Annotated in this window: 27 protein-coding genes; 1 reads left to right on the plus strand and 26 read right to left on the minus strand. The window is 37.9% G+C overall.

Going from position 1 to position 24,817, the window contains the following annotated elements; genetic code table 11:
- Positions 1-15 precede the first annotated feature (15 nt).
- The 24 genes from sleB to BN1068_RS11895 all read right to left on the minus strand — a co-directional run bounded on the left by sleB (position 16) and on the right by BN1068_RS11895 (position 23,325).
- On the minus strand, positions 16-774 hold the full coding sequence (gene sleB / locus BN1068_RS11780) for a spore cortex-lytic enzyme (RefSeq protein WP_397334291.1): 759 nt from the start codon (positions 772-774) through the stop codon (positions 16-18).
- Between the two features lie 346 nt (positions 775-1,120).
- Positions 1,121-1,792 (minus strand): glutamic-type intramembrane protease PrsW, encoded by a 672-nt coding sequence (gene prsW / locus BN1068_RS11785; RefSeq protein WP_077603051.1) that lies wholly within the window; start codon positions 1,790-1,792, stop codon positions 1,121-1,123.
- A 34-nt stretch (positions 1,793-1,826) separates the two neighbouring features.
- Positions 1,827-2,792, minus strand: a complete 966-nt coding sequence (locus tag BN1068_RS11790; protein ID WP_077603052.1) for an asparaginase — start codon at positions 2,790-2,792, stop codon at positions 1,827-1,829.
- A 99-nt stretch (positions 2,793-2,891) separates the two neighbouring features.
- Positions 2,892-3,866, minus strand: a complete 975-nt coding sequence (locus BN1068_RS11795) for a YpdA family putative bacillithiol disulfide reductase (RefSeq protein ID WP_077603053.1) — start codon at positions 3,864-3,866, stop codon at positions 2,892-2,894.
- Between the two features lie 221 nt (positions 3,867-4,087).
- On the minus strand, positions 4,088-5,368 hold the full coding sequence (locus BN1068_RS11800) for a Glu/Leu/Phe/Val family dehydrogenase (protein WP_077603054.1): 1,281 nt from the start codon (positions 5,366-5,368) through the stop codon (positions 4,088-4,090).
- A 325-nt stretch (positions 5,369-5,693) separates the two neighbouring features.
- On the minus strand, positions 5,694-6,281 hold the full coding sequence (locus BN1068_RS11805; protein ID WP_077603055.1) for a genetic competence negative regulator: 588 nt from the start codon (positions 6,279-6,281) through the stop codon (positions 5,694-5,696).
- A gap of 179 nt (positions 6,282-6,460) precedes the next feature.
- On the minus strand, positions 6,461-6,736 hold the full coding sequence (locus tag BN1068_RS11810; protein WP_077603056.1) for a hypothetical protein: 276 nt from the start codon (positions 6,734-6,736) through the stop codon (positions 6,461-6,463).
- Positions 6,737-6,746: 10 nt separating this feature from the next.
- Positions 6,747-7,313: a CPBP family intramembrane glutamic endopeptidase gene (locus tag BN1068_RS11815; protein WP_077603057.1), complete on the minus strand. Its 567-nt coding sequence runs from the start codon at positions 7,311-7,313 to the stop codon at positions 6,747-6,749.
- 1 nt (position 7,314) lies between these two features.
- Entirely contained in the window at positions 7,315-8,853 is a 1,539-nt protein-coding gene (locus BN1068_RS11820; protein ID WP_077603058.1) for a RecQ family ATP-dependent DNA helicase, read from the minus strand.
- A gap of 3 nt (positions 8,854-8,856) precedes the next feature.
- Positions 8,857-9,894 carry a YpbB family protein gene (locus tag BN1068_RS11825; RefSeq protein WP_175637140.1) on the minus strand — a complete coding sequence of 346 codons (1,038 nt, stop codon included), beginning with the start codon at positions 9,892-9,894 and terminating at the stop codon, positions 8,857-8,859.
- Positions 9,895-9,939: 45 nt separating this feature from the next.
- Positions 9,940-10,674, minus strand: coding sequence for a YkgJ family cysteine cluster protein (locus BN1068_RS11830; protein ID WP_077603060.1), 735 nt, complete (start codon positions 10,672-10,674; stop codon positions 9,940-9,942).
- Positions 10,675-11,083: 409 nt separating this feature from the next.
- Positions 11,084-11,593, minus strand: coding sequence for an ECF transporter S component (locus BN1068_RS11835; protein WP_077603061.1), 510 nt, complete (start codon positions 11,591-11,593; stop codon positions 11,084-11,086).
- A gap of 2 nt (positions 11,594-11,595) precedes the next feature.
- A complete protein-coding gene (locus tag BN1068_RS11840; protein ID WP_077603062.1) occupies positions 11,596-12,027 on the minus strand; it encodes a DUF4430 domain-containing protein in 432 nt (143 codons plus the stop codon).
- Between the two features lie 274 nt (positions 12,028-12,301).
- Positions 12,302-14,056 (minus strand): ATP-binding protein, encoded by a 1,755-nt coding sequence (locus tag BN1068_RS11845; RefSeq protein WP_077603063.1) that lies wholly within the window; start codon positions 14,054-14,056, stop codon positions 12,302-12,304.
- Positions 14,056-14,772 carry a response regulator transcription factor gene (locus BN1068_RS11850; RefSeq protein WP_077603064.1) on the minus strand — a complete coding sequence of 239 codons (717 nt, stop codon included), beginning with the start codon at positions 14,770-14,772 and terminating at the stop codon, positions 14,056-14,058. Before BN1068_RS11850 ends, BN1068_RS11845 begins: the two co-directional genes overlap by 1 nt.
- 194 nt (positions 14,773-14,966) lie before the next feature.
- Entirely contained in the window at positions 14,967-16,157 is a 1,191-nt protein-coding gene (ccsB, locus tag BN1068_RS11855) for a c-type cytochrome biogenesis protein CcsB (protein WP_077603065.1), read from the minus strand.
- A 42-nt stretch (positions 16,158-16,199) separates the two neighbouring features.
- On the minus strand, positions 16,200-17,843 hold the full coding sequence (gene resB / locus BN1068_RS11860) for a cytochrome c biogenesis protein ResB (protein WP_077603066.1): 1,644 nt from the start codon (positions 17,841-17,843) through the stop codon (positions 16,200-16,202).
- A gap of 25 nt (positions 17,844-17,868) precedes the next feature.
- Positions 17,869-18,426, minus strand: coding sequence for a thiol-disulfide oxidoreductase ResA (resA, locus tag BN1068_RS11865; protein ID WP_077604062.1), 558 nt, complete (start codon positions 18,424-18,426; stop codon positions 17,869-17,871).
- A gap of 85 nt (positions 18,427-18,511) precedes the next feature.
- The gene (locus BN1068_RS11870) at positions 18,512-19,246 is read right to left on the minus strand and encodes a pseudouridine synthase (RefSeq protein WP_077603067.1); all 735 of its coding nucleotides are present in this window, start codon (positions 19,244-19,246) and stop codon (positions 18,512-18,514) included.
- 324 nt (positions 19,247-19,570) lie between these two features.
- Entirely contained in the window at positions 19,571-20,101 is a 531-nt protein-coding gene (locus BN1068_RS11875; protein WP_077603068.1) for a spore maturation protein, read from the minus strand.
- A complete protein-coding gene (locus tag BN1068_RS11880) occupies positions 20,101-20,691 on the minus strand; it encodes a nucleoside recognition domain-containing protein (RefSeq protein ID WP_077603069.1) in 591 nt (196 codons plus the stop codon). Before BN1068_RS11880 ends, BN1068_RS11875 begins: the two co-directional genes overlap by 1 nt.
- Positions 20,684-21,724 (minus strand): D-alanyl-D-alanine carboxypeptidase family protein, encoded by a 1,041-nt coding sequence (locus tag BN1068_RS11885; RefSeq protein ID WP_077603070.1) that lies wholly within the window; start codon positions 21,722-21,724, stop codon positions 20,684-20,686. The genes BN1068_RS11880 and BN1068_RS11885 overlap by 8 nt, the downstream gene beginning before the upstream one ends.
- Positions 21,725-22,003: 279 nt before the next feature.
- Positions 22,004-22,579: an SMC-Scp complex subunit ScpB gene (gene scpB / locus BN1068_RS11890; protein ID WP_077603071.1), complete on the minus strand. Its 576-nt coding sequence runs from the start codon at positions 22,577-22,579 to the stop codon at positions 22,004-22,006.
- A gap of 2 nt (positions 22,580-22,581) precedes the next feature.
- On the minus strand, positions 22,582-23,325 hold the full coding sequence (locus BN1068_RS11895; RefSeq protein ID WP_077603072.1) for a segregation/condensation protein A: 744 nt from the start codon (positions 23,323-23,325) through the stop codon (positions 22,582-22,584).
- A gap of 221 nt (positions 23,326-23,546) precedes the next feature.
- Here BN1068_RS11895 and BN1068_RS11900 point away from each other — a divergent pair, with 221 nt between their 5' ends.
- On the plus strand, positions 23,547-23,639 hold the full coding sequence (locus tag BN1068_RS11900; protein ID WP_077603073.1) for a YjcZ family sporulation protein: 93 nt from the start codon (positions 23,547-23,549) through the stop codon (positions 23,637-23,639).
- A gap of 98 nt (positions 23,640-23,737) precedes the next feature.
- Here BN1068_RS11900 and BN1068_RS11905 read toward each other — a convergent pair whose 3' ends face one another.
- On the minus strand, positions 23,738-24,094 hold the full coding sequence (locus BN1068_RS11905) for a GNAT family N-acetyltransferase (protein ID WP_077603074.1): 357 nt from the start codon (positions 24,092-24,094) through the stop codon (positions 23,738-23,740).
- 258 nt (positions 24,095-24,352) lie between these two features.
- Positions 24,353-24,784 (minus strand): peptidylprolyl isomerase, encoded by a 432-nt coding sequence (locus BN1068_RS11910; protein ID WP_077603075.1) that lies wholly within the window; start codon positions 24,782-24,784, stop codon positions 24,353-24,355.
- Between the last annotated feature and the right edge of the window lie 33 nt (positions 24,785-24,817).

Raw genomic sequence — 24,817 nt, forward strand, 5'->3', positions numbered from 1 at the left:
TATTTTCACACCTTTCTAACTGCAGAATATATGCTTTCCAATTGTTTTAATTTGCGGTCTTGTCCAAATCCAGCCTGAAGTTGCCGTATCCGGATTAAAATAGTAAAGTGCATTTCCTGAAGGGTCCCAGCCATTGATGGCATCAAGCACAGCTTCTCTCGCCTGTTCATTCGGCTCAAGCCATATTTGTCCATCTGCAACTGCTGTAAATGCTCTGGGCTCAAAAATAACACCAGACACGGTGTCCGGGAATAACGCACTGTTTACCCGATTAAGGATAACTGCTGCTACAGCTACCTGACCTTCATATGGTTCTCCTCTGGCTTCCCCATACACTGCATTTGCCATCAGCTGAATATCGTTATTAGAGTATCCTTGCGGGACATTTGTAGAACTTACCGGTGTACTTTCCCCGCCTCCATTATTTCCTCCTGATGGAGCTGAGCCGGTTCCATACATTTCCTGTTTTACTTTTTCTTTGTCATAGTCGGTTGCCTGCGCGAGCTTATCTTTTGTTGTCTGCCCGGCAAGTCCATCTATCTCCATTCCGAATTCATATTGAAAATTTCTTAAAGCCCAATATGTTCCCCAGCCAAATACACCGTCAATTTTGCCATTATAAAAACCAATATGTTTTAATCTGGCTTGTAATTCAATAACATCCTCCCCAACTGCACCCTGTTGAATGACTTGATCACTAAATGCACTTGTCTGTTCCGGCTTAGCGAAAATAAATGCAGATAGGAATACAAAGAGTGTTAAGCTAAAAATCATAGGTTTGTGAACTCTGTTCATATTGATGCCTCCATTTTCTTCTCTTAAGCTTTTCTTTCCTGACATTACTGCCAGCCTGTATTCTTTTGGAAAGCAGAACAAAGAAAGATGAAGCAAAGAGAAATTTTAATCACGGATAACCGTCCATAAATAAGCTGATTTCCTGATTCACTCCACTTACATTCCAAGAAAGAAATCGCTAAGAATGAAGTTTCGTTTTATCTAAGCCTATTTTTTGTGCAATTCTTCTTTTTATTCATAAACATTTAAAATCAACCAGATTCCTGATAGATAATTGTTCTTTTTAAACAACAAAAAAGCTGACGAACCGTCCGTCAGCTTTTATCTATTTCTTTATGAATTTGTCAGGGAGAAAACGGATATCATATGTTCTGGCATGTTTTAAACGATAAATTGCAAAAATCCATACACCAGCTAAAAAGATTGATAAAATAATAATAAATTGGTTTAATCCGAGCAGTATGTAATTGTATACACCATGTAACAAAAATGGCAGCACAAATGCGGTGGTTAAATATCTTCCTCTATATTTTGTATTCATTTTTGCTTTTCCTAAATAATATCCCATAATGATTCCAAAAAGGGCGTGAGATGAAACAGGATATAGTGCACGCATCCATGCAAATTCAATCCCGTTTGATAACAAATAGAATACATTTTCCAACGATGCAAATCCTAAGCTGATTGCACTGGCATATACGATTCCATCATAGTGGTTATCGAACTCATCATGCTGATAAATCAAGAACATAAACATAAACCACTTAAAAAACTCTTCCAAAAAAGCACTGAACAGAAATGCTTCTACAGTAATCGAGATATTATTCAGTTCCGCATGAATACCATATTGAATAAACATAATCGGCAGCACAATTAAAGCTCCCGTAACAAACATACGGGCTATAAGCCAAATCGGTTCTGTGATGCGGTCACGTAAATAAATAAAAGCCATAAAAGCTACAGCAGGGGCGATACCAGCAGATAGAGCAGCTATCATTAATTCTTACTCCTCTTCTCTATTCGATTAAAAATTACACGTCAAATAAATGTTCCAGTTCCACGTTACTTGCCAGACCGACAAGAAGCTTTATCCTTGCCTTTTTACTATCATAGTCTTTTCCAAGGAGAACACCATTCTCCATTAAATCATAAGTGCTTCCTTCATAATCGTATGTAGGATAGACCTCTCCTTCCACAGCTGAAGTTGTAATTACTACTGCTATCCCTTGTCTGATACATTCTTTAATTGCAGGCATCATTGCCTGGGATACTTGTCCTCTTCCAACCCCTTCCAGAACCAGACCTTTTACACCGCTATTGATTGCTGCTTGTATATATTTACCGTCAGCCTCCATGTATACTTTGATAATATCAACTGCCGGCAGCTCCCTTTTCAATTCCAGATACTCCCTATAATTCGGCTTTTGGAATACACGAACATTATTATTATCGATAATGCCCAAATAGCCATAACCAAAAGCGTTAAAGCCTTGAATATTAGAAGCATGTTCTTTTCGGACATAACGGGAGTGAAAAATACGCTCGTTGAACACAACAGTCACACCGACGTCTTTTAAATCCTCACTGCAGGCTGCAAGTATTGCATTCTTAATATTAATAAAAGAGTCCGTACCTACTTCCTGGGGAGAACGCTGTGATCCGGTAAATACAATTGGAATGCTGTAATTTGAAATGAGATGCATGAAATAAGAGGCTTCTTCTAATGTGTCTGTCCCCTGTGTAATAACAATTCCGTCAAAATCATCTGTATTTAAATAGTTATCTAATTCTTCTTTAATCTTGATTAAATCAGAAAAATTTAAATGCATACTTGCTTTTTGAAAAAATGAATCAACCTTCACCTCGATATCGGCAGGTATATCACATTTTTCAATAATTTCTTCTCCAGTCAGGACACCAGAAGCTAATTTGCCGCTTTTCTCATTTGTATCGCTTGCAATAGTGCCACCTGTTGCAAGCATCAAGACTTTTTTCATGTAATTACCCTCTTTTTTTGTTTGGTATGTCAGTCTATTGATATTCGCATTTTGCCGCGGGAGGAAAATAAGCCTCCGCCCGATATCAAAAAAATAGAGTTACGAAGAGAAAATAGATGCAGCAATCAATTCTCCATGAAAACGGCCATTTTCAATAAACACTTTATTATTATCGTATCCGGCAGCAACTACTCCTGCAATAAACAAGTTTTTCACATTGGTTTCCATGGTATTCTCGTCATGAACCGGTTTGCCATTTTCGAGGTTGATCTTTACACCTGCCTGCTTTAACAAGCGATAATCCGGACGATAACCTGTCATAGCAAAGACAAAGTCATTTTCAATGGCGACCTTTTGACCGTCCTTTTGATACGTGAGATGTGTATCTGTTATTTCTGTCACAGCTGCTCCAAAAACCATATCTACTTTCCCGTTTCGGACAAGCGATTCAAATTCCGGTAAAATCCAAGGTTTAATGCTCTCTGAATATACATCTCCACGGTAAATAACCGTTACATGTGCTCCTGCTTTATACAGCTCAAGTGTAGCATCAACAGAAGAGTTTTTACCGCCGATAACAGCAACCTTCTGATTAAAATATTCGTGAGCTTCCTTAAAGTAATGGGTCACCTTTGGCAGATCTTCTCCCGGGATATCCAGGTAGTTTGGCTGATCATAATAGCCTGTTGCCATAATTACTTTTTCAGCACGATAAATTACCTCATCACCATTACTTTTAACAGTTTTCAAGACAAATTTTTCTCCGTCTTTTTCAAGAGATACTAATTTTTCAAAAGCATTTACACGCAGATTATTCCGCTCGGCAACTTCCCGATAATAGACCATCGCCTGATTACGCACCGGTTTTTTATTTTCAGAAATAAAAGGGACACCGCCAATTTCTAAACGCTCACTTGAACTGAAAAATGTTTGGTGTGTCGGGAAATTGCTGATAGTCTGCACGACATTTCCTTTTTCGATTAGTAACGGGTTTTGACCCTTCTTTTGAAGCTCTAGTGCGCTGGCCATCCCGCATGGTCCAGCTCCAATTATAATAATTTTTTCGTCTAGCATTTCGAATCCTTCCTTCATCCATCACTTGGAAAAACGGCTAATTCGCTGCTGTTTAGTGAATCAACCGCTTTTTTTATCCTTGTTTCCTGCATAAAATTTCAATACCTATCGTACAACGAAGCAGACGGCATGACAAATACAAAAGGTTATCCTTACAAACAAATAAAAAACTCTTGCTGTAAAAGAGTTTTTTATTTGTTTCCGTTAGAACGTTAAATGAATTAAACCCAGCCTCTGAAACGGGAAGCTTCAGCCATTTTCCGTACACCTATCATATAAGCTGCCAGCCGCATATCAATTTTTCTTGTTTTCGCCATATTGTATATACTATTGAATGACTTAATCATAATTTCATGTAATCTTTTGTCTATTTCTTCTTCTGTCCAATAGAAGCCCTGATTATTTTGTACCCATTCAAAGTAGGATACAGTTACTCCGCCGGCAGACGCCAGAACATCAGGAACAATCAGGATATCTCGATCCGTCAGAATTTTTGTTGCTTCCATTGTTGTTGGACCGTTTGCTGCTTCTACAATAATAGAAGCCTTGATATTATGTGCATTATCTCTGGTAATTTGATTTTCAACTGCTGCCGGGACGATAATATCACAATCCAGCTCAAATAATTCTTTATTCGTAATTGTTTTATCAAAAAGCTTCGTAACAGTTCCGAAACTGTCACGGCGATCCAGCAGATAATCAATATCTAAACCGTTCGGGTCGTGCAATGCTCCATATGCATCAGAAATTGCGACAACTTTCGCACCGGCATCATGAAGAAATTTAGAAAGGAAACTTCCGGCATTTCCAAACCCTTGAATAACAACACGGGCTCCCTTGATATCAATTCCTTTCTTTTTCGCTGCTTCATTTAAAGCAATCGTTACTCCTTTGGCTGTTGCAGATTCTCTGCCGTGAGAACCGCCAAGAACGATTGGCTTACCAGTTATGAAACCGGGGTTATTTAATTTATCAATTTTACTATACTCATCCATCATCCAAGCCATAATTTGCGAATTTGTAAATACGTCTGGAGCAGGAATATCTTTTGTTGGACCAACAATCTGACTAACAGCCCGGACATATCCGCGGCTTAAAGCTTCCAACTCTCTAAAGGACATTTCTCTCGGATCACAGATGATTCCGCCTTTTGCTCCCCCATATGGTAAATCGACAATTCCAGCTTTTAAGCTCATCCAAATTGAAAGTGCTTTCACTTCGGTTTCGGTAACATCAGGGTGAAAACGGATCCCGCCTTTTGTTGGACCGACAGCGTCATTATGTTGTGACCTGTAACCTGTGAAGACTTTAACCTTTCCATCATCCATACGAACTGGAATACGAACAGTAAGCATACGCAAAGGTTCTTTTAGTAAATCGAACACTTCCTCAGGGTAACCAAGTTTGCTTAATGCGGTTTCTACAATAGTCAACGTAGAATTTAACACATCAGTATTCTCTTGATTTTCTTTGGAAGTATCTCCTGCTTTATCGGCTACCATTAATATTTACCCCCTACTATTATATCAATGTTTTACTCACTCCAAGTTTAGTATACACTTTCATACGGATTATGCAATAAAAGAGATGAACGTCTTATTTATAAAAATTAAAGTGACAGAGTTATATATATTTACCCGGCATTCCCAATCTCTTTTATCTATATAAGTTGAATTTATATAGTTATAGCAGAGATTATGAATCATATATCATGGATTACTTCAAGCAGGAAAATCCGGATGTATCAAATAACTTATATCTTCCGTCTATTTTTTACCTGTGGCCTCATTTAGAGAGGGATAATCCCTCTCCAGATGAAGTTTCACTTTATGAAGCAAAATAATGATTTATTTTAGATATGGCATCTTTTTCAAAAATTACTTTTCCATATTCTTTTATCCGGTGGGATGTTAAAATACTCGGATGAGCAAATTCAGACATGAGACCAATAATATTCTCCTTATGACTGACTGTTTGCACATAAGGATCTAACAGCATAAAATAACGATTTTCCATAAAATAAACGTTGGATTCCCTGATATTCATATTCGTTAAATATCCTGCCACGGAAATGACATCTTCAAAATCATCAAAAGAGAAAATCAGCTCTTTGCTTTCGTCAAGAGTCACCTTCATCTCGATGTATTCGTCGTCTAACTCTATATCAACATCATCATATTGATGTGTAACAAAAATATGCATGCCCTGGGCTTGCATAAGATGTACCTGTACAAGTAACATTCCTTCAAATTCCATTCCAAGCTCGCTGCTTGCTTCATACATCATGTCACTGAACAGAGTACGAACATTAGATGCATCATGCCATAAGTCCTCCCGGGTAAACCCTCTTTCTATAAGATCATCGAACGTAAGAAAAATTTTAAACTGATCTGTTGAAATTCGTTCGATTCGCATACTGCATCCCCCTTTTTACTCTTAACTTCGTAACAAGTATTTATATTACTATATGCACCATTTTCAAATGATGAACATAACCTGCTTGTATCGTTTTAAAAATGGGTATTTAAATGAAGCATAGAATTCAATTATAACATTTTATGTGTTCGTTTAATTATATTATGCTTGCTTCAAGATCAAATAAACCAGACAATTATTCCTGCAAGAGCCAGAAGTAATACAACAATAAAAATGAAACGTAATAAGGAAAGATTGACTTTGAAACGTACTTTACTGCTGTCTTTATGTACCTCATTTCTTGGTGGTAGATTTAATATATCTATTTCAACAGATGTCTGCTCCTTTTGTTCATTCTGATTCTGAACAGCTTCCTCTGTTTCTGTTTTATTTTCTGTTACATCCTGAATAGCCTGTCTTAACGCTTCTGCTTGATCATTTTGCTTGGAGCTCAATGCCATCACCTCATTTCTTTAACCGTATAACTAACCCAAGTAGAAAGTCAATAAAAAAATGCATGACAATGGGAATAATTAAATTAGCTGTATATTCATAAATCCAGCCGATATAAAAACTGAGAACCAGTGCTGCCAAAAATAGGACAGGCTTCTTTAAATATCTTATATGGGCCAATGCAAAAAGAATACTTGCAAATAAGTATCCAAAAGTGGTTTGAATCGCCCCTCTAAATAAAAACTCTTCACAAATTGCTACTGTCAGCGTAAATACAAATATAAAACTGATCGGCTGATTTTGAAATATAAGCTCATTTATTCCGCCATCATCCAAGTATTTTTTTGGTGTTACAAACATTAAAGCAATTTCAATGGAAACGATGATAACAGCAGATAAAAATCCGAAGAAAAAGATTTCTTTCAAATTCCATTTAAAAAGATTCAGCCAGTCAAAAAACGAATCAAACAGAAAAAAACTGACTATCATTGCTAACAGAAAAAATATGCCTTGAGAAAAAAATAACTGAATTCGCAGTTCTTTTTTTGACATTTGTTTTATCAGATCATACTGTTTCATCTTATGCCTCTTCCATATTCAGAGTCTTTTGAAGCTTTATGCGCCAGTTCAAAGGAGAAGAAGCTTCCGGCATTTTAAAAAGTGGTTCAGGTACCCATTTATTCCAGTCAAAACCGCAGTTGCTGCAGCATTGCTCCGTCGGCTCCCCAAATTCATCCTGAAAAGGCTGATAAAGTGTTTGCCGCAAACACTTTCCCGTCTGAACCCACCGATATAATTCATTTAATTTATCATTCTTATATAACTGCCGTTCTTCCAAGTATTGAACGATACCCTCTCTAACATATTTCCATTTCTTTTCATCAATAAACCATTCACTATCCCTGATAAGTCCATATTTTTGCAGTTGTCTCTGGATAAATCGAGCTGCGCCTTCATTAATGTCGAGCAGTATATGCAGTTGTTCAGGAGACGGCAAATCAACTTGAGTACTTTGGCAGGTCAAAATTGTTGCGATAAGCTGATCAATAACCTCGATTGACGGCAGTTCATTTTTAACCATATTTGCCGATAAACGAAAATCTCCTTTATGATAGAGAATTACGCCGACACTTGATTCTCCATCTCTTCCAGCTCTGCCTACCTCCTGAATATATGATTCAATCTGGAGCGGAAGATGATAATGAATCACTAATCGGATATCTGGCTTATTAATTCCCATGCCAAAGGCGCTTGTACAGCAAATAATATCAATTTGGTTATTCATAAACTGCTGCTGAATTCGTAAGCGTTCAGATGCTTCCATTCCGCCATGATAGTAGGCAACATTTCGTTTTGGAAGTTTGGCGGATAGTGACAGAGCTGTTTCTTCTGCAGTTTGTCTGCTAGTAAAATAAATTAATGCAGGAACAAAATAAGACTTTGTCAGTTCTGCAATGCGCTCTAATTTTTCTTGATCATTGTCCACTTCTTTCACACAAAAAGCAATATTGTTCCGATCCATTGGATAAATATGCCGTTTCATGGCCGGCTTGTTCAAGCTTTGGATAATATCTGCCTGCACATCTGGTGTTGCTGTAGCGCTCAGTGCCAATACCGGAGGGTGATTTAATGCCTCTATCACTTCATGCAGGCGCTGATAATCTGGGCGAAACTCATGTCCCCACTGCGATATACAATGTGCTTCATCAACTACAAAAAGTTTAACCGGCAGCTGCTTTAAATAATTTTGATGCTTTCTTTTTTGAAGCCACTCCGGGGAAACATAAATAAGCCGGTATGAATCTAAATTATTTAAAACTCTCTGCTGTTCTATAAAAGGCAAAAAACTGTTTAAAGCAATCACGTCTTTAAAGCCAGCTGCCTTTAGCTCCTTTACTTGATCGATCATTAAAGAGATTAACGGAGATACAACAATGGTTACGCCATCTACCAGCTTTGCAGGAAGTTGATAGCAGATGGATTTACCTGATCCTGTCGGCAATACGCCAAGGACATCCTTCCCATGCAATACATCCGAAATGATTTCCTTTTGTCCCTGACGAAAGGAATCATAATTAAAATGACGATACAATGCTTCTTCTAAATGTATTATTCTCACCCTCTACTTATTGTATAAGACCAATGCTAAACGAATTTGAAAATAACTGATATCCGGATTTACATTATTTTTAATTTCTTTTAAACGGTAGGTCTGCTTTGAATGAACGACTTCTTTAATTTCCTCATAAATTGCAGAATCCAAGTAATCAAAAAAAGGAAACTCCGCCTCATGCATGGCAATCTCCACCAAGTGATCCTGTATCGTATTTGCTTTTAACCGGCGGATTTGCATAATCTCTTTAAAAGAATGCTTCTTTTGAAGTAAACGGAGAGTAAGCTGGGCTGTCTGACTTAAGGGTGTGTCAGAAATAGCTAAGTTTTTTGTAAAGAGCCTGAGCATTGGATAATCATTATCATACTCCTGCACCCGTAACAGCCGGTAAAACCCTTTTTGAAGAATTAAAAAACAATCTGGAATGGAAAGCTGATAATCCTGCGAAAGCTGCTGTAAACTGCTGCCATAGGAATAGTAGCTGGTTATGCGGTCAACAAACATCGATGCCTCAAGGTCTGACAGCCCGGATAAAGCTTTTTCTAATTCTTTATACAGTTGGTGTAATACCTCTTTTGAACGTTGTTTATATTGCTTATAAAAGCCTTTAACAAATTGCTCGACTTCATAGTTATCTGAAATGGGAATAAAAAGATATTGCTTTTTAGAAGTGTTGGTAATGGTTTGAATAAAGAGCAGTAATCGCTGCTTAAACGTCTCCATTACATTTGCATATTTTGCCCCGGCAAATCCATCAAGATTTGTTTTACATGATGCAAGCCAGGACCTTCCTTTTTTTGTGATTTGCAGTTTTTTCTCATTATCTTCCCTCAAATAATCAAGTTCTATTAACTGATTAAGCTGTATCCTGTAATCGTCTTTAGCCAAGCCCGGATAGATGCCATAGTAATCAGCGATATGATAGAACCTGGCATCCTGTATAGTTTGGATAGCTTTTTTCCCGATTAAAAGATTATACACACTGGAAGATGTACGTTCTTGATTTATTTTTTGAAAACAATCCACAAGGATTCCTTGAAAAAGCATCCTGACACCACCATCCATACTGAAAACTTACACTAAAACCCAGGCTTATTGACCAGTCTCTTTCATCCAGTTTATTAATAAATCCTCTTGATATAAATCACCTGGATAATCTATTTTCTCTAATTTTTCATTTTCGTATAAATATTGTAATAGTTCATTCATTGCTCCCATGTATTCCTGATATAAGAACTCGTAGCTGATTGTTTCCTTAGGCATTATATTATCTGCACAAACCCGGGGATCTGTATAATTCACGTATGTTCTGCACGGCAACGGACGAAACTCATATATAATGCAGGCATTTGTTTCCAGATTTAAAAATGGACATGGGAGATTTTCTTTTTTGTACTTATATTTTGCATCCGGATCAGAAATCATGTCGATAGCACTTAACCGATTGATCTTTTCTCCAAAAGTTTGATAATATTGGTCCAGATGTTTTTTCATAAAATGCTTTTTATCGTCAGGCATTTTGTGAATTGCATTTTTGATTAGCCTTGCTTCCATTTTATTTATTACAATTGGAAAATAACAACAAAAAGCGCAGCCCATCTGACACGTCGGCATAAGATCAGCCGCAGACTCCATACCACTGATTTCTTCACTCACTACCTGCAACAACTGAACAAATGCCTTAGCAATTTTATCGTCAGCTGATATTTCTTCATTATCTAACATACAATCAACTATTTTATCAAAACGTTCTTGCTTCATTTGATATTTTGTATTAATTTCCTCACATTTCACCAGAATTTCATCGTAGGTTAAAAACTTAGACATTGGCCGGACTCCTATTTTATACATGATAAAAAGTCTATCATGCAGTAATGATTCAATTATTAATATAGAAAAGTATATCACGAATGATTATATGTTTATATATTTTACTCAACTTTCGCACCTGAGAATAAGTATCTATACCTTACTATTCCAAATCCCGATTGCATGTTGTTAAATCATCCATCTATTGAAATGAAAATTGTGTATAGCTCCGCTCCGACCAACCACTCCGCTTTCCGACGCAGCGGTGGCCTTACATGACACCTTCTTTCCAGCTAGAGTTTATGCTTTGTCAAGGGATAGATGGAAAACTTCTTGGCAAAAGACACAGGCAGATAAAATAATTCCTCAATATACGTAACAAAAGAGAAAGCCGCTAATGAGCAGCTTTCTCTTTTGTAATAAATAGTTAAGGTTTTATTTGAAATCTATTTTTCGAATATCTTTGAAACAAAACATGAAGCAATGGATACAATAGAATAGTAAACAAGGCATTTCCAACAGCATGCGCTGTATCAAAAGGGAGCCCGGCTAAATAATATGGCCAGAAGTGTCCTGTAACCTGAGATGTCGTTAAAGAAATAATAAAACCGTAAAAATAACCGCTGAAGACCGAAAAAAAGATTATAAAAAGTAAAGGAACCTTTTTCCAAGTAATGCCTATAATTCCTGCGATTAAACCGATTAAACACCATGAGATAATTTGCCAGACTGTCCAAATTCCCATACCGAGAAGCATGTTCGAGAGAAATACCACTAATACACTTAAAATCACAGATGATACTGGACCAAGAAAAATTCCTGTTAAAATAATAACTGCTGTAATAGGCTGTACATTAGGAAAAAACTGAAATGCATATCTGCCTACTACAGCCAGTGCTGCCAGCAGTGCAAGTAATGTCAACTTGTATGTATTCATTTTTACTCTATGGACTGCAGATCAAATGTGATTTCTTCGCCGCCATTCAGCTCATATTCTCCTGCTCCAACCGGTGAAGGCTCTCCGTCTACATAATACATCCAGTACTTTCCTTCGTCTTCATCATCTGATACACGTTCAATGGAAGTGATAAATCCGTTATCTTCTTCTACATAGAAAGCATCCTCTAGTACATTTAAAAGGATATCTCCCTCTTCTACTTGAACAACTTCTTCTGATACATACTGATTTCCGTCATCAATCGTTATCGTTATTCGTACCTCGTCTTCGGCCAGCTTCTGCTCTTCCCCGCTTGAATCATTGGTACTGACCGAAGTATTAGAGTTTTCATTTTCTTCCCCGCTATTACCGCATGCTGCAAGCAGAACGAAGGATAATAACATAATACCTAAAAACTTCAACCACCTGTTCATCTTCCTGTCCCCTTTCGTTATCCATTCTAAATATATCCATAAAGAAAGCCTGTTTAGTTAACAGGCTGAAGATGGAGCAATATATCCTTACTCTTTTCAATCCAGCTGCTTTGGCGTTGGGGAAAGAGAGATACTGCTTTTACCAAGTTCTATTTACACAACTAACCTGATGTGTGTAAATAAAGCTGTGAATACAGTTACAGCTTTCACTGATTACCCTCTCATTCCCCAATTACTATTTCGTATATACCGCTATCTTAGCATATCTCTATTTTCAGGAATGTTTCATAGGTATTTCAAAACTAAATGTTGTACCAATATCCAGTTTACTTCTTACCTGTATTTTCCCATGATGTGCTTCAATAATATTTCTGGCAATAGCTAATCCTAAACCTGTTCCCTGTTTCTCTTTTTTAACCCGTGACTTATCCGCTTTGTAGAAGCGTTCAAAAACAAATGGCAAATCCTCTTCCGGGATGCCGCTGCCATTATCCTCAACTTCTACATGAAGAAAATCTGAGTTGCTAAGTGCATGCACCTCTACTTTTCCACCTTTGCCAGAGTGTCGGAGGGCATTATCAATTAAATTGGTTAATACTTGTTCGACCCGATCTGGATCCATTTCTCCAATCTGCTCATGCATGTCTAAGCTTAATGAAAGTTCTACTTCACTTTCTTGGGCAAGCCCCTGAAATTTATGCACAATACGCTCAACAAATGCCTGCACAGCAACTGACTCAACATGCAGCTGAATTTGTCCGGCTTCCATTCTTGCTAAGTCAAGTAATTCATTTACAAGCCTGCCCATTCTAAGCGATTCTTCATATATAATTTTAGCCAGTTCATTCTTATCTTCTTTAGTTTCGGCAATATCATCGACAATTGCTTCACTATATCCTTGAAGCATAGAAATAGGTGTACGCAATTCATGCGAAACATTTGCGATAAAATCCTTGCGAAGCTTATCAAGACGCCGTTCTTCCGTCATATCGCGGATAACGGCAACACAGCCCCGTACATGGGATTCATCATACAATGGAGTGACAAGCATTACATAATTCCGTCCCTGGACAACAGATTCCTTTAAAACGGCCCTTTCTTCAGCGATTACTTCGTTGAGTGCGTCCTTAAGCTCCGTTGGAAGCTGCTTTTCTTTATCCTCTTTCTTATTATGCTCATAATTCCAGTTATCTAAATATGCCTCTGCAGGAGGATTTATAACGATAATTTCCCCATCTCTATTAAGCGTGAAAACACCGTCAGCCATTGAGCTCACAATACTGGATAATTGCTCTTTTTCCTGTCTAAGAGCCTGAATATGATAATTGAGCTGATTACCCATACGATTAAATTCAATAGCTAAATCACCAATCTCGTCCCGGGTTAATACAGGTACTTTGGTATTGAATTCACCACGGGTCAGATTATAGGCTGCTTCCCGCATTTTAATTAATGGTGCCGTAACACGGGATGATAAAAACACAGCAAAAAATGTTGTCAGCAGAATAGCAATCCCCGCACTCAGCAAAATCAGTTTAGTTGTCTGATCCTTGGTTTCATTAATCATATCCAAGGATTTAAAAACAAACACAGCTCCCCCGTTTTCCAAAGGCGAGCCTACTGAAATAATTTCATTCTCATCCTCAACAAGCCCTTGAGAACTCTGCGCAGCGACCTGATCAAGCAATTCCTGGGCTTCCGGGTCATGCAGCATCCATGATTCATTAATAAAATTCAAATCTGTATCCTCAGAATCAGAAATCCATTGCTCACCATCTGCATAATAAATGACAATCCGGCTGGAAGGATCTCTCAGCATCTCTGTAGCATCCTCGATAAAGTCCAGATTATACTCCGAATCAACCAATGAAGAAATTTTTGCAGCCATTTGCGTCATATCATTTTCAGCCTCCTGAATATGATAGGTTTCAAAAAACTGCATTAAAAAGAACGTTAATACACTTAAAACAAAGGACACTAATAATAATATCGTTAATGATAGTTTACCTACAACGCTCTTCCAAAACATCAGTCTTGTTCAACCTCGAATTTATAACCAATGCCCCATACAGTGACAATCATTTTCGCAGCCTGCGGGGAAACAGAGTTCAATTTTTCACGCAGCCGCTTAACATGCGTGTCGACTGTTCGAAGATCGCCAAAAAACTCATATTGCCAAACTTCTTTTAATAATTGCTCCCGATTAAATACTTTATCCGGTGAATTTGCTAAAAAGCAAAGCAGCTCATATTCTTTAGGTGTCAGACTGACTTCCTGATTGTCTGCAGTAACCCGGTGCCCATCATGATCAATGGTCAAGTGTGGAAATACTAATAAATTTTTTGCAGTAGTATCGGACTGCTGATAATTAACATTAGAGACTCTGCGCAGGATAGCCTTCACCCGCAGTACAGCTTCTCTTGGACTGAATGGTTTAACAATGTAATCATCTGCCCCTACCTCAAAGCCCTGCACACGGTTGGATTCTTCCCCTCTGGCCGTTAACATAATGACGGGTGTATCCTTTTCTTTTTTCAGTTCTTCACATACCTGAATTCCATCCATTTCCGGCATCATAATATCTAAGATAATCGCACTGTAATTATTTTGCAAAGCCATCTCCAGCGCAGTTTTTCCATCTGCCGCTTCATCTATTTCAAAATCTTCTTTTTCTAAGTACATTTTTATTAAACGTCGAATTCTTTCTTCATCGTCTACCACTAATAACTTTTGTGCTTCACTCATTTAAATTTCACTCCTCATTTCAACTCTAATTAGCATTATAAACGAACCTGTTTGAAAAGTTAAGGAATTAAGAGAATCCATGTATCCTTAACTGCGCAGCTGGTGTTTGATCTATTCTTATCTAAAAAGAGAATTGCCATCAAATGATTGATAACAATTCCCTTTTTCTATCTGTCATCTCCCGACAGGCGGTGTTATGCGTATGAGTGCAAGCTTGCCAGTATAAGATTTACTACAATCAGATTGAACATGATAATCGCAAAACCGACTACTGCCAGCCAGCCTGATTTTTCACCATGCCAGCCTCTGGAGAGCCGTAAATGCAGGAATGCTGCATAGAAGAACCAGGTAATTAATGCCCAGACTTCCTTTGGATCCCAGCCCCAGAATCTTCCCCAGGCCAGCTGTGCCCAGATAGCTGCGAAAATTAACCCGCCTAAAGTAAAGACAGGAAAACCGATGGCAACAGAACGATACATAATTTCATCCAGCATATCCGGTTTTACACCCTTGACAAGCGGATGAAGTCTTTTACCAATCCGTTTGCGGGAAATTAAAAAGGCAATCCCATAAATTATCGTACCTGTAAAGAATGACCAGATCACTGTATTTAGTTTCCTGCCTGCTTCGTCTCCATGCATCCAGGCTGGCGCTTCAAACCAGGGATTCATTACATTTTCAGATAATAATGTGCTGTCTTTCGGTGCCGCAAGCGGCGGAAGCTGGTATTCAGCCATGACAGCCTGTCCATCCCTATCCACTTCAAAGGTTGCCTGATAAGAAACTGCATTGAAAATAGTTGTAATGACAATAAATCCGATAAATAAAAAGATACAATAAATAACGGCCTCAAGCATTCCATTGCGGAAAGTCAACTTTGTTTGATCGATTTGCCGGATTAAATACATTAATCCAGCAACAAAGCTGATAAATAAAATTCCCTGTCCTAATGCCACTGTTGTCACATGAATGTGCAGCCAATTACTTTGTAAAGATGGCACCAGCGGCGCTGCACCTGTTGAAAACATGCTTGCATAAGCGATAATAATTGTCGCCAAAGGAAGAGCAAATACTCCTAAAAAGGCTGTCTTATAGTAGATGTAAATAATAATAAACGCAAAAATCATTGACATCCCTAAAAAGGTCGTAAACTCAAAAAGATTACTTACAGGCGCATGCCCAGTCAACATCCACCTTGTAATAAAGTAAACTAATTGAGATGCAAAACCTATAATTGTTATAACTAAACCGATGCTACCTGCTTTTGTTTTCTGATGTCGTTCACTTTTATCTTGACGAATCGCGCCCCCAAAGAAAAAGGTTGCAACTAAATATAAAATAAAAGCAATAAGCAGGGCTCCACTACTAATACTGTATAAATCCATTCGCTTACCTCCAATCCTGACTTAACCATTCTGTTTTATTGTTTATTCATCTATTTCCTGCTGGTCCTCGACCATTGTAATATTTGTATCCGCTACAGCTTTTTCAATATCACGTTTAATTCCGTGCCAGTTTTTATTTGTATGAGCTGCTAAAAGAAGCGTATTGCCTTTTTGTTTGTTAATCCAGACCCGGCGGTGCTGCCAGTACATTCCCTGAATAACTCCAATCATAAAAATCATAGCACCTGCAAAAAAGTAAGGAAGCGTCCGGTCTGAGCTTACTGCAATACCGCTGACATCCCGGAATTCAACATCGTCAATGGCTACCTTGTATTGATTTTCTCCAGTAGCGTCGATATTTCTTCCAATCCCGAGAAAGCTGACTTCTCCTTCTTCTGAGTCTGGAGGATATACGGTCACAACAAACGCCGGATTTCTAGGAAAATCCGTTTCCGAAGCAGGGTTTCCATTTTCCGTCATTATATAATCCGGATAATAATTTGTTAACTCCACCCGAAAGCCGCTGTCTAATTCATATACCGACTCGGGATTTGATAAATTGATGGTAAAATCTCCAAGAGATTTTTCTTCTGAATCATCGGCTTCGTGTATATGAAAGCTCATATTATCAAATTCGTTTAACTGATACCCCTGCTGATAAAGCGTGTATTTATCGAATTTTGCCGGGTTATTCATTTTAATAGAATGCTCTAGAATCGGCTCCAGTTCCGGTTCAGCGCCGACAACATCAGCATTCTTTGCTTCATAAACGACAACATCAGTCTGGAAATTACTTGCAATTTCTTCCTCTTTCAGAAAAGCCTCCTGAAAGCGCTCATCATTCTGATCATGTGTTTCCAATATAAAGTCTTTATTCTCTATGTAATACTGATTGTTTGTGCCGGGAATTACTCTCTGCTCCCCTTCACGAACCCACATATACTCTTCAGTAAACATGATTGGTGTTGTACGTAAGATAGCTGCAATCAATATAATAATAAGTCCAATATGGTTTACATAAGGTCCCCATCTGGAAAAGCGGCCTTTCTCTGCCAGTATTTGGCCATCTTCTTCTGTAATTTTATATCTGGAATTCTTCAATCCCTGAACCAGCTTGTCAACATCTGAATCATCTACATTTATTGACTCGCTGTACAGACGCTGTCTGGATAAAAACTTCTTATGCTTTTTTGGTTTCTGGTTTCTCAATGCTCTAAAAAGCGGAACGAACCGGTCTAAACTGCAAATAACCAATGATATACCAATTAAAGCAATTAAGGTAATAAACCAATAGGAACTATACATATGATGAAATCCGAGCTGGTAATACATTAATCCCCAAATTCCATAGCGGTCTTCATAAAAAATTGCCGGGTCTCTTGATACTGCATCCTGCGGTATAAATTGCTCCTGCGGGAAAATTGTACCAAATATTGACGCAATTAAAGCTAAAACAATAAGCCAGACGCCTACTTTTACTGAGGAGAAAAAACTCCAAATTTTATCTATGATTGATTTTTGATACGTTTGTGAACGGCGGGCACTGCCATCATAGCGCATATTCAGGAGTTTTTTTCCATCATTCCCGTCAATATGCTGATTTCCTTCCACAGGTTTTCCGCATGCCTCACATAAAACGGTGCCCTCCGGATTAATATGACCGCATTCACACTTAATTTTATTCATTGTCTACCTCCATTCTCATGGATTATCATGATGCATCTGGTGTAATCGCATCTAAATTTCCTTCTAATTTATCTAATGTCAGCGACCCCTGGACAATTTCATTTATCGTTCCATCAGGATTAATAAAGAACGTTGTAGGCATTGGTCTGATCCGGTATAAATCTCTGACCTCAGCGTTAGCATCATGTGGAATAGCAAACGTTAAGCCATACTCATCGATAAAATTATCAACTACTAATTTTGTACTGTCCAGACTGACAGCCACAATTTCGACTCCCTTTTCTTTATATTCCGGATATAATTCCTGCATATACGGCATCTCCTGTTTACAAGGTCCGCACCAGGTTGCCCAGAAATTCAGCATAACCCCTTTTCCCTCTAAATCACTAAGCTGTGTTGCATCCGCGTCAAAATTCCCGTTGATTTGACTTAATTTAAAATCTGGAGCGACATCGCCTGCCCGGTATATTGTATCTTCATCTTTCGAATTCGAAAACAGTACAAATATTACAGCAGCAACTAATACAGCTAAAATAGAAGAGCGAAAAATAAGACGGTTGCGTTTCTTTTTCTGTTTATCCATATTTCTTTCTCCTTTATTCAACAGCACTCCTCCCCTTTCCAACTGATTATACCATTGACTGCAGCTTATAAATTTGAATATTATCTTACAATTTTGTGGACGTGTTCCGTAACTGGTTGACTTCTTTCGGAGTTAGTGATCTATACTCGCCGGCATTTAATCCCTGTAAAGTCAAAAAGCTATATTGTTCCCGTTTCAGCTTCATCACCGGAAACCCAATTGCTTCAAGCATTCTGCGTACTTGTCTGTTTTTTCCTTCATGCAATGTTAATTCAATAATAGACGTTTTCTTTTCTTTATCGCTTGACAGCATATTAACGTAGACCGCTTTCAGCTTTTCATTATCAGACATAACGCCTTTCCGTAATTGTAATAACTCTTTCTTATGAGGTATACCTTTTACTTTAGCTACATATACTTTATTAACTTCTTTACTCGGGTGCATCAGCTGATTCGCAAATTCACCATCGTTTGTTAAAAGCAATATTCCTGATGTATCATAATCCAGTCTGCCGACAGGAAAAACTCTTTCACTTACTTCCGGAAGAAAATCTGTAACTACTTTTCTGCCTTTATCATCCTTCACGCTGGAGATAACACCTCTGGGCTTGTACAGCAGATAATATACGGACTCTTCTTTTTCAAGCGGGACGCCATCTACTTCTACCTTATCATCAGAGGTAACCTTTACCCCCATCTCTGTAACTGTTTTATTATTTACTTTTACTTTTCCGTCAAGAATTAATTGCTCAGCCTTTCTTCTGGATGTCAGTCCGCTTTGAGCAATAACCTTCTGTAATCTTTCTTCATGCTTTGACATATAAATCCCCAATCTTTTTTAACTGTAATTGCTTCCCTTATCGTACAGTCAGCCCCTGTCATATTGAAAAAGGGCTGATAACTCTTGTATAACAAGAAAGCCTATGATGAAATATATTTTTCACATATCTTCATCATAGCCTTATTTTACAAGTTAGGAAAGCATAAAATTCCAGCAACGATTTTTTGCAGGACAAGTCATTATATCATTACGGCAGTATCTGGGTACAGCAATAATTTTAATATACCGGGCTTTAATAGTAAAATTTGCATTCGCCAAGGCATCAAGCCATGTAGTTTTTTAATGGTTGTTATTTGCTTTTATTTATCCAAACATCATTGTAACAAGAAATACAGCTGCAAGTATAGCAATTAAATCCGCTAATAAACCAGCCTGTAAGGCATAGCGGATTTTCTTAATTCCGATGGCGCCAAAATAAATGGTGAGAACATATAAGGTAGTATCCGTACTTCCCTGCATAACAGAAGCAAGAGTTCCGATAAATGAATCCGGTCCGTAGGTTGCGATTAATTCCGTAGTCATGCCTAATGCTGCTGTTCCAGATATTGGACGAATCAGAGCGAGAGGCAATACTTCTGCTGGAAAACCAATAAACTCCAGTACAGGAGCTAATAACTCTATGAAAGCATCCAAAGCGCCCGAGCTTCGCAGGATTGAAATAGCAGTAATCATTCCCACTAAAAAAGGGAGTAAAGAAACAGCAGTCTTTACGCCTTCCTTTCCTCCCTCTACAAACAAATCGTATGCAGGTAATTTTCGGATACTTGCTGCAACCATAATGATTAAAATAAAGCAAGGTATCATCCAGATACTAATTAAGCTGATAAACCCCATCATGATTTCCTCCAAGTACTTTTATAATAAAAAATCCGGTCAATAATCAATCCGGCAATCGTTCCTATAGCTGTAACCAATAAAGTAACACCGACAATTTGTGTTGGAGAAGCGGATTCATATTGCATTCTGATCCCGATAACTGTTGTAGGAATCAACGTTAACCCAGTTGTATTTAAAATAAGAAAAGTAATCATGGAACGTGATGCCGTATCAGAATTATTATTAAGCTTCTTCATTTCCTCCATTGCTTTAATTCCTAATGGTGTTGCAGCATTACCAAGCCCAAACATATTTGCTGTTAAATTAGATAAAATATAACCTAATGCCGGATGATCCTTTGGTATTTCGGGAAATATTCTTGTTACGATTGGACGAAACAGCCTTGCAAGACCTCGTAAAATACCCGCTTCCTCCGCTATCCGCATCATGCCTAACCAAAATACTAAAATACTGATCAATCCAATAGCTAAGGTTACTGCCTGAGCAGCACTGGTAAATATAGCCTCATTCACTGCTTCCATATTTCCTGAAAACATGGCATAGATAATTCCAATGGCAGCCATACAGATCCAGATCCAATTAATCATTTGTATCCCACCTTAGAATGGAATGAAACACATAAGCGACATCATCCATATAACGATCTTTTTCATTTCCATCTTGCTGGTTTAATACTGTATTGCTTGCCTGACAGGATAATCCTTCTCCTTTCAAATAAACCTCTTTTGCCCAGGTATCATTTTCATGCTTATAAAGTGGTAAAGTGATAGTATCTTCTGATAAATTCTTTTTATCTGTTACGACTTCCCCATTCTGGTCAACTTCCTTCATTTCAAACTGTTCAAATCCCCATTCAAACATGGACATATGATCCTGCCAATCATCAGGAGCATCTAATGTTACAGCAATTAATTTCATTCCGTCTTTTTCGGCTGTAGTCAACAATGTCCGCCCTGTCTGCTTTGTATATCCGGTCTTTCCTCCGGTGCAATATTCATAAAATATAGTCAGAAGCTTGTTTTTATTTTGCCAATAGTAAGATCTGTTTTCGGATATATATCTTTTCGAACCACTTATCTCTTGAAAAATAGGGTTTTCCATCGCATACTGCATTAAAATTGCCATATCGTGAGCGCTCGAATAATGTGTTTCTGAATCCAGACCATGCGGATTATCAAAATGCGTATTTTTCATTCCAAGCCATTTAGCCTTCTCATTCATTAAATAAACAAAGCCTTCTTCACTGCCGCCAACATGCTCAGCAATAGCAACAGCAGCATCATTTCCCGAGCGCAGCATAAGCCCGTACACTAAATCCGTTAAAGACATTTCTTCCCCTTGCTCCAAATAAATAGAAGATCCTTCTGTATAAATAGCATTTCTGGAAACAGTGACTTTCTCATTCATTTTTCCAGATTCAATCGCAATAATTGCTGTCATTACCTTCGTGATACTTGCAATAGAAGCCTGTTCATCAGCATTTTTTTCGAATAATACCCTGCCCGATGATTGCTCGATTAAAACAGCCTGCTGTGCCGAAACATCCGGTGCAGCATGTCCATGAATCGGAAAAGATATGAAACTGATGATAAAAATGACCATCCATATAAAAAAACGCATCAGGTTGGTTCCCCCTCATAAAACACAGCTTTATGTCCAGAACTTCATCAAATTCTTTACCCGACGGTGAACTTGATAAATATTTCTAATTTATTTATATGCGTGAAACAAGCTGTTATGATAAAAATGAAGGAAGGAAAGGTATGGAAATTGCGAGAAATAGAAACAGCACCTGCCGCTGAAAGCCGGACAACTGCACCCCGGCCGATATTTCTTTACGCCTAAAAAAACCTTATAGATAAGTATTCATTACTCATCCATAAGGTCTTCTAATCTACATTATTCATCCTGAAAACGGTCAAAAAATAAATCGACATCCGATGTATCTGTTTCGGAATCCAGCGTACTTTCCAATTCAGGCAGCTCTTCTATGGCGGACAAGCCAAAAAAAGTAAGAAATTCCTTTGTTGTCCGAAAAAGTATCGGTCTGCCCACGGTTTCTTTTCTTCCGCACTCCTCTATTAACATCCGTGAAATTAATGTTTGCAGTGGTCTTTCACTGCGAACACCGCGTATTTCATCAATTTCGGCCCTCGTTATCGGCTGCTGATAAGCAATGATCGCCAATGTTTCTAACGCGGCCTGAGACATTCTATTAGGCTTTGGCTGGATAACCCATTTCTTAAAATACGCGTTATGATCAGGTTTGGTTGTCAGGCTGAGCATTCCATTAGCATTCAGAATCATCAGACCGCGACTCTGCTTTTTGTAGTCCGTTTGAAGCTCATCAATAATTTTGCGAACCTCATCTAAAGAAGTATCAAGGATGCTGCTAAGTTCACTTACAGTTATCCCTTCATCTCCGCCGGCAAACAGAAGACCTTCTGCAACCCCTTTTAAATGCTCTCGTTCCACGACTATTCCTCCATCTTATAAACATATAATTCTTCAAAATGCTGTTCTTGCATCGCATATACTTGTCTTTTTTTCATCAATTCTAAAATAGCTACAAATGTTGTTACGATATATGATTTGGTCGGAACAGGAAACAAGGCGTGAAATAATACTCCATCTTTACTATTTATAACCTGCTGTAACACTTCTTCCATCCGTTTTTCTATCGGTATATCAGCTCGTTGAATAACTGTATCCTGCGGTTCTTTCCATTGATTTCTCTGCATCATTTTTTTCAAAGCATTAATCATATCAAATACAGATACATTTCCAGTGTTCGTATTTTCGATCGGTACATCTTTAAATTCAAAAACAACCGGCGAACGTGTATACACCTGCTGCTCGGCAGCTTCTTTTTCCTTTAATGCTTCGGCAGCTTCTTTGTATTTCCGGTATTCAATTAAGCGCTGCATCAGTTCTTCGCGCGGATCGTCCATATATGCTTCATCCATTTCATCCTCTTCCAATTCCTGTTTGGGAAGAAGCATCTGACTTTTTATTGCAAGCAGTGTAGATGCCATCACCAGATATTCACTGGCAACGTTTAGTTCCAAATACTGCATGGTGTGAATATAATCCATATACTGCTGCGTAATTTGGGCAACAGGAATATCATAAATATCGATTTCATATTGGTTTATCAAATGAAGTAATAAATCCAAAGGACCTTCAAATGTTTCCAGTTTAACTTCATATCCTTGAATCATCGCTGTAATTCCTCTCAAGCGTAGTAAAACAATGTGTTAGAAGCTGATTAAAAGTCAGCTTTACCGGCCTTATTCAACACCCTTTCAGTCACTTAACCTAAAAAAAAGACTAAAATATTTGCAAAAGCCCATACACTCTTTGCTTAGCTTACATAAGTTATAACGTAATATAAATGTTAGCACAAAACATTTATGGATTGAACTAAAAAGGAGGAAATAAAATGAGTGGATATTCAGGTGGTTACGCAGGCGGTTTTGCTTTAATCGTTGTTCTATTTATTTTATTAGTAATTGTTGGAGCTGCTTGGTTCTAAAAATAAAGTGAAATAAATAGAAGTAGCAACGAATGAAAAGCCAACCCATATATGGGTTGGCTTTTCTGCATTCAACTTTAATCAAGTAAAACTCCATCTTACAATCCATCTAACGATTTCTCATAAAAAGCTTTGACACTTTCAGCAGGCACAATATCGTATTTATCCGAATAAATACGTTGAATTTCTGCAATCATTCGTGACCCTATCCCTTGATCCCTGTGTGAAGGATTCACGGTAAGATGCTTAATAACCAACTGATTGTCATTCGTAATTTGTACTCCTACTGCTCCAAGAACATCATCGTCTTCTTTCCATAAATGCAAATGCCAACCATCATTTTCTTCATACTCCCGAATGGTTTCTTGCAATTTCTTCACATCTTTTTCCTCGGGCATAAATGACAATAAACCCATAGCAATCTTTTCTAAGTTTCTTTTAAAGCGAATTAACATAATTACCCCTCATTAAAATTTCTTGTATGGTAATTCTCGTAAATTCCAATCAATATTTACTCTGAAAGTATAACGCATTTCCAGTATAATGAAAAGTACCATTTTTAATTTGCATAAAATGGCAGAACATATTAAAAAAGAGATGCAGCCCTGAAAAAATAGATTACCGGACTAATTCGTTCCCCTTTATAAAGGACAACAATAGTACGTTTTCTTGCTATTTTTCTCTTAAGGCCATCATCCCTCTGCAAATCTTTATTATCCTTCTACGCGAATTTCTTTCATTACGTCACCGTTTGACATTGCTTTTGCTAACTCAATACCAGATGTTACTTTTCCAAATACGGTGTGAACACCATTTAAATGCGGCTGCGGTTCATGCACGATGAAAAATTGAGAGCTTCCTGTATCTTTTCCGGCATGTGCCATAGACAGAGAACCTTCCTCATGCTTGTGCGGGTTGCCCTCTGTTTCACATTTAATTGTATATCCTGCAGAGCCTGTACCATTACCTACTGGACAGCCGCCCTGGCTGACAAAACCGGGAATTACACGGTGAAAAGTTAACCCATCATAAAATTTTTCATTCGCTAATTTTTCAAAGTTAGCTACAGTTCCTGGTGCTTCCTCTGGATATAATTCAAATTCAATTTTATTACCGTTTTCCATTTCAATGTAACCTTTTTTCATTTGGGCAAATCTCCTTCTAAAAACAATTATACT

The sequence above is a fragment of the Oceanobacillus sojae genome (genome assembly GCF_900162665.1).
GTDB classification, from domain to species: Bacteria; Bacillota; Bacilli; order Bacillales; family Amphibacillaceae; genus Oceanobacillus; species Oceanobacillus sojae_A.